General features: G+C 65.1%; 5 protein-coding genes. 2 read left to right on the plus strand and 3 right to left on the minus strand.

Features of this window, described 5'->3' with window-relative positions; all coding sequences use genetic code 11:
• A partial coding sequence (locus ACIQ42_RS14310) for a Bcr/CflA family efflux MFS transporter (protein ID WP_397422937.1) occupies positions 1–986 on the plus strand: 986 nt, incomplete at its 5' end.
• Here the strand turns inward: ACIQ42_RS14310 and ACIQ42_RS14315 are convergent.
• Genes ACIQ42_RS14315 through ACIQ42_RS14325 form a run of 3 tightly spaced genes read right to left on the minus strand, consistent with a single transcriptional unit; the run spans position 977 to position 4,061 of the window.
• Entirely contained in the window at positions 977–1,357 is a 381-nt protein-coding gene (locus ACIQ42_RS14315) for a DUF423 domain-containing protein (RefSeq protein ID WP_397422938.1), read from the minus strand. The two genes, ACIQ42_RS14310 and ACIQ42_RS14315, sit on opposite strands and share 10 nt — an antisense overlap.
• A 2-nt stretch (positions 1,358–1,359) precedes the next feature.
• A complete protein-coding gene (locus ACIQ42_RS14320; protein WP_397422939.1) occupies positions 1,360–2,784 on the minus strand; it encodes an amidase in 1,425 nt (474 codons plus the stop codon).
• Positions 2,784–4,061 carry an aminotransferase class III-fold pyridoxal phosphate-dependent enzyme gene (locus tag ACIQ42_RS14325; RefSeq protein WP_397422940.1) on the minus strand — a complete coding sequence of 426 codons (1,278 nt, stop codon included), beginning with the start codon at positions 4,059–4,061 and terminating at the stop codon, positions 2,784–2,786. Before ACIQ42_RS14325 ends, ACIQ42_RS14320 begins: the two co-directional genes overlap by 1 nt.
• A gap of 279 nt (positions 4,062–4,340) precedes the next feature.
• Here ACIQ42_RS14325 and ACIQ42_RS14330 point away from each other — a divergent pair.
• A partial coding sequence (locus ACIQ42_RS14330; RefSeq protein ID WP_397422941.1) for a TonB-dependent receptor occupies positions 4,341–6,514 on the plus strand: 2,174 nt, incomplete at its 3' end.

Below are 6,514 nucleotides of genomic sequence, written 5' to 3' on the forward strand. Positions count from 1 at the left end.
GGGTCGGGCGACGCGCGCCGATCATGCTGGGTGTGGTGATCTTCATCGCCGCCTCGGTAGCCTGCGCACTGGCGACGTCGGTGGAGCAGCTGCTGGCGGCGCGGTTCGTTCAGGCGCTGGGCGCCTGCGCCGGGGCCGTGGTCTCGCGCGCTATCGTCCGGGACACCTTTGACCACACCGAAACGGCGCGTACCCTCAGTCTGATGATGCTGATCATGGGCCTGGCGCCTATCCTGGCGCCTTTACTGGGCGCGGCCCTGCTGGCCTTCGGCGGCTGGCGGCTGAACTTCTGGTTCATGGCCGCCTTCGGCATTGTGGTGGGTGTGATCGCGGTGCTGCGCCTCAAGGAGTCCCGCTCCGAGGCCACGGCGCGCCAGGCCAGTTCCGAGAACCCCTTTCAGGCCTATGCGGCGCTGCTGCGTCAGCCGCGTCTGGTGGGTTATGCGCTGGCCGGGGCGTTGAACGGCGCCACCCTGTTTACCTACATCGCCACATCGCCCAGCCTGATCATGGGAACCTACGGCTATTCCGCTGCCCTCTTCCCCTGGATCTTTGGCCTCAACGCGCTTGGGATCGTGGGATCGGGCCAGATCAACCGGATGATCCTGCGCCGCGTTCACCCTGACCGGGTGCTGAGCGTGGCCAGCCGCCTTGCCGTCGGCCTGGGCGTCGCCCTGATGATCGCCGCCTATACGGGCATTGGTGAACGATGGACCGTGCTGCCCCTGGTGTTTCTGGTTTTCTGCAGTCTGGGGTTCATGCAGGGCAACACCACGGCGGGTGCGCTGAATGTTGACCCCCTGCGGGCCGGTTCGATCTCGGCCCTGATGGGCACCGTCGGCTTTGCGGCGGGTGCGCTGGCGTCCACCCTGGCCGCTGTCCTGCATGACGGCTCAGCCCGGCCCATGGCGCTGGTTATGATCCTGGCGCTGGCGGGGTCCGCCCTGGCGCTAAGGTTCCTGGCGCTGCGACCGGCTCAGGCCTGAGGGTCGACCCCGCGTGCGGCCCAGGCCAGCACGGCCCAGCCGATCAGGAACAGCAGTCCACCGATGGGCGTGATCGCGCCGAACCAGCGCGGGGCGCCCAACGCCATGGCGTAGAGGCTGCCCGAAAAGATCACGACGCCACTGAGGAAGAAGGCCGGTGCATATCTTGCCCGCCTGGCGCCCACCTGAATGAACGTCGCGCAGGCCAGCGTCGCCATGGTGTGCATGAAGCCGTAGGTGGACCCGGTGCGCAGCCACTCCTGAGCCTTGGGATCGTGCACCCCGTGAGCCGCGAACGCGCCGACCGCCACGGCGACAAACCCGCTGACCGCCGCGAGCGTCATCCAGTTCCGACGGGTCCAGAAGCCCATGCCTAGCCCCAGACCTGCGGACGCCGGTCCTTCCAGGGCGCTTCCTTCTCCAGTTGCCCGGCCAGACGGAACAGGGTCGCCTCGTCGGCATATTTGGCGGTGAACATCATGCCAATGGGAAGGCCATTTGCGTCCATCTCCAGTGGCAGGCTGAGCGACGGCTGACCTGAGAAGTTGAAGGGCGGTGTGAACGGGAAGGCGCGGCCCTGGCGCCGATTCACCTCGCGGGGCTCCAGGTTCACCGGGTCGATATGGCCGATCTCCGGCACCGGCGTGCCCAGTACCGGGCTGAGATAGACGTCGATGTCGGCGAAGGCCGCGAGCGTGGCGCGGTTCAGCATCCGCATGTCCTGCAGGGACCGCAGCGCGTCGGCGCCGCTGACCTTGCGCCCGGACTTCAGCGAGGCCCAGGTCAGCGGTTCCAGTTCGTCCGGCTCAGGCTCGCGACCGATCTCGTCGATCAGGCGCGCCATGCCGGCGGCGAAGTTGGCGGCGCCCGCCGGACCCCGCGCGGCATAGAGCGCGCGGTAGTCGATCCCGAGACCACGCTCGAACACGTCGTGGCCCAGGCGGCGCAGCAGGTCGGCTGTGCGTTCCAGCGCGGCCTGGATCTCCGGGTCTATGGGGCGGCCGTTGGCGGTCTCCGACGACCAGGCGATGCGCAGTCTGCCAGGACTCTTGCTCACATCATCCAGATAGAGGCCGGACTTCGGCGGCGCGGGGTAGGGCGAGAACGGCTCGGGATAGCCTGTGGCGTCAAGCATGGCGGCGCTGTCGCGCACCGTACGGCTGACCACGTGATCCACCACCAGGCCGTAGGTGTAGTCATACCCGTCCGGCATGTTGGGATTGCGGTCACGGGTGACCTTCATGCCCACCAATCCGCAGCAGGCCGCAGGAATCCGGATCGAACCCAGGCCGTCCGAGGCGTGGCCCATGGGAACGATGCCAGCAGCCACCGCCGAAGCCGAGCCGCCCGACGAGCCGCCGGCGATGTGCCCCGGGTTCCACGGATTGCGGCAGGGTCCAAGATGGGCGCTCTCCGTCGTGCCGGTGATGCCGTATTCGGGCGTATTGGTCTTGCCGATGGGGATCACGCCGGCGTCGCGATAGCGCGCGGTCAGGCCACCGTCCTCAGTGTCGATCACGCCCCGTGCAAAGCGGCTGCCCGAGGTGCGCGGCCAGCCGGCCACAGGCATGGCCAGATCCTTGATCAGAAACGGCACGCCGCGAAACGGACCGTCAGGCAGGGCCCCCGTGGCCCGGGCCCGGGCGTCATCAAAACCCTTAAAGACCACCGCGTTCAGGGCGGGGTTGTGCCGCTCGACACGCGAAATGGCCGCCTCGACAAGCTCGGCCGGCGTCACCTGCTTCGTGGCGACCAGTTGGGCCAGTCCCAGGCCGTCGAAGTCGGAATAGTTGTCCATCAGCGGGCTCCAGCAGAAAGAAAGGCCAGTTTCTCGACCGGCGCGAGATCGCGCACCTGGGTCTTCAGGGCGCCGAACGACGCTTCCGCCGCATCAAGCGCGCCGTCGATATCGGCCTCGGTCATCGCCGCACAGAGGAACATGTTGTGCCAGGGGTGCACATAGACGCCCCGCTCCAGCATTTCCGAGGCGAAGCAGAACCCCTTACGCAGGTCGGGGTCATCGTCGAACAGGAACAGGGGCATGGTTCCGGGTCCGGTCTGCCGGAAGCCGAAGCCGGCGGCCCCTGCGCGCTCGGTGAGGCCCGCGCGCAGGCGTTCGCCCAGTGTGGTTATCCGCTCCAGGTAATCCGTCTCGCGGATCAGCCTCAGCGTCTCCAGACCTGCCGCCATCGGCGCGGCCTGATACCAGAACGAGCCGGTCACATAGATGGCGGCGGCGGCCTTGCGGGCCTTGTTCGATCCCAGCAGAACCGAGATCGGATGGCCGTTGGCGATGCACTTTCCCCAGGACGACAGGTCGGGCTGTACGCCCAGCCGGCTCCAGGAACAGTCCCGTACCAGCCGGAAACCGGCCCTTACATCGTCGACAACCAGAAGGGCGCCGGTCTGGTCGCAGAGCTCTCGCGCCCGCTTCGCATAGGCTGGATCGGGGTCGGCCTGGTCGATGAAAGCGTCATGCTTGAATGGCGCGGCGAAGATCGCGGCCAGATCATCGCCCGCTTCGGCCACCGCAGCCTCGAGGCTGGCGACATCGTTGTAGTCGCAGAAGATCTGATTGGCCCGGTCGGTATCGATTGTTCCGGCCGGACGCGGCACGCACCAGGGGGCTGCGCCATGATAGGCGCCCTTGGCCCGGATCACCTTCTTGCGCCGCGTGTGGGCCCGCGCCGCCGACAGCGCCATGGTGGTGGCGTCCGTGCCGTTCTTGCAGAAGATCGCCCAGTCGGCGTGGGTGACCATGGCCGTCAGCGCCTCGGCCAGCTCCACCATCAGCGCCGTAGGCCCCGTCAGCGTATCGCCCTGGCCCAGCTGACGAACGAACGCCGCGTCGATGTCGGGATGGCCATAGCCGAACAGGTTCGGGCCGTAGGCGCACATGAAATCCAGATAGCGGTTGCCGTCCACATCGGTGATGTGGGCGCCGTCACCGTGGGCGAAGAACTGCGGATAGTCGTCCGGCAACAGCCCCACCGACTGATGTCCGAACATCCCGCCCGGGATCACTGCTTCGGCCCGTTCTCGCAGCTGTCGATCCCGACTGTTCGCCCGGCTCATCCCCGTCTCCCTGATCGTTGTTCAGGAGAGCTTACGACGGGCGGAGGGGATGTGGGGAGTCCTGAACGTACGGCATTTCGGAAGGCAAAGGCGGCGCCCCCTCAACCTTTGACCGTGGGCTAAATACAACGGTCTGCGCCAAAGGTTTGCCTAACCCCTCGGGAAAAGACTGGCGCGAGATTTCTTCATCCAACTGTCTCCGAACTGACATTTACAGCCGATAGGGCCCTCTAAGTTTGTAAATGTGAGGACGTGATGACAGTTTATTCAATTCGCAGAATGGCGTTATACACAACATGTGCTTCAGCATTGCTGGCAGGTTCTGCAGCTATTGCTCAAGTCAATACGGCAGGCAGCGCTGATTCCACGGCTATTGAAGAGCTGATCGTTACCGCACAGAAGCGCGAACAACGCACCCTCGACGTTCCGATCTCCCTGACGGCGTACTCCGGGGACTTCCTGGACGAGGTCGGTGTGCAGGAATTCGAGGAACTCTCTCTTTTCGTCCCGGGTTTCGAAGTCCAGAACCAGTCGCCCAACAATCCGGGCTTTGTTATGCGTGGCATCACCTCGGATGACGGTGGCTCCACGGTCGAGCCCCGCGTGTCGGTCTTCCAGGACGGGGTGTCGATCTCCAAGTCGCGTGGGTCGTACATCGAGCTCTTCGACAACGCCCGCATCGAAATCGCCAAGGGGCCGCAATCGACCCTGTTCGGGCGCAGCGCCCTGATCGGCGCGGTGAACATCGTCCAGAACAAGGCTGACCCCAGCGGCTTTGCCGCAGCGGCCAAGTTCGAGGCCGGGAATTTTGCCTACCGCGGCATCGAGGCGATGGTGAACGTGCCGCTGAGCTCCACGTTCGCCGTTCGCTTTGCTGGCCGTATCAAGAAGCGCGATGGCTTCGTCGAAAACCTGCTGGGCGGACGCGACTTCAACTCCACCGATACGGCCGCCTACCGCGCCGTTCTCAATTGGCAGCCGAACGAAAGCCTCGATGCAGACCTGATCTTCAACTACGAGGAAAACAACCCGTCAGGTACGTCATTCAAGTCACTGACCTATCTGCCGACCGAGACCCTGACTGGCCGGGTTCTGGGCGATCTGGGTCGGAATTCCGGCGCGGCTCTGGCGTCCAGCGACGGCTTTGCGGGCGGCCGCGACCTGGGCCTGGAGCGGACCACCTGGGGCGTAACCGGTCTGGTCGGCTACAAGATCAACGAGACGCTTCAACTGTCCTCGATCAGTGCATACCGCCGCTTCAAGTCTCTGGAAATTTTCGACGCAGACGGCTTCTCGCTGCCGCTCTTCGTTTTTGCGGAAGACGCGCGCGGTGAACAGTACAGCCAGGAATTCCGGATCAACTACGACAGCGGCGAGCGCCTGAGCGCCTTTGCCGGCGTCGGCTATTTCCACGAAGATGGATCCCAGGCCGTACCGCTGCAGTACAATGAACGCGTATTCGCCGCGCGCACCACGCCGGCCCTGGCCGGCCTGCTGGGCTTCACGGCGCCGAACGTGGGTTCGCTGGACGCCATCAATTCCACGCCCGCGCTCAGTGCGCTGAAGCTGGTCCACCGCGAGACCTTCCAGAACTACGGGCGCACCACGTCGTACGATGTGTTCGCTGACGCGACCTACAAGATCACCGACCAGTTCGAGGTCTCCGCCGGCATCCGCTACAGCAACGACGACAAGCGCTCCGGGTTCCGCGGCACGCTGGACAATGGCGGGTCCGTTCTGACCAGCGGTTCGGCGGCCAACGCCGCCAATCCGGCCACGGCGCGCGGCATCTTCCTGCAATCAACGCCGGGCGGTCTTCCCCAGTACCAGTCCTTCTCGGACTCCGGCGTTACCTATCGGGTCGTGGGCCGCTACGCCGCATCAAACGACATCAGCCTGTTCGCCGCCTATTCGCGCGGTCGGCGTCCGGAGGTGTTGTCACCGGCAGCGCCTGCGGCACCGCAGGGTAACGTCCGCTTCACAGAGGTCGCCGCGGAGATCGTCGACTCCTACGAAGCCGGCGCGAAGACCCAGTGGCTTGATCGTCGTCTCTCGCTCGAAGGTTCGGTCTATCACTTCTCATATACGAACTTTCAGACGAGCATCCAGACCGCTCCGGGCGTGTTCCAGACGATCAGCGCCGGCGACGCCTCGTCGACGGGCTTCGAGGGCCAGGTCAACTGGAAGCCGACCGGCCAGCTGACGTTCTTCGGCACCTATGGCTACAACAACGGCCGCTTCGACAATGGTCGCTTCGAGGGCAACAGCTTCCGCCTCTCGCCGGATCATACGGCGTCATTCGGCCTAAAGGTTGTCGTACCCGTGTGGGAAGGCGATCTGACCTTCCTGCCGACCTACACCTGGCAATCGAGGGTCTTCTTCGACAACGACAACGATATCCCGGCGCTGCAGAGCACCGGAGACCGGGTTCAGGATGAGGTCCAGGGTGCCTA

This window comes from Phenylobacterium sp. (assembly GCF_044372605.1).
Classification (GTDB): domain Bacteria; phylum Pseudomonadota; class Alphaproteobacteria; order Caulobacterales; family Caulobacteraceae; genus Phenylobacterium.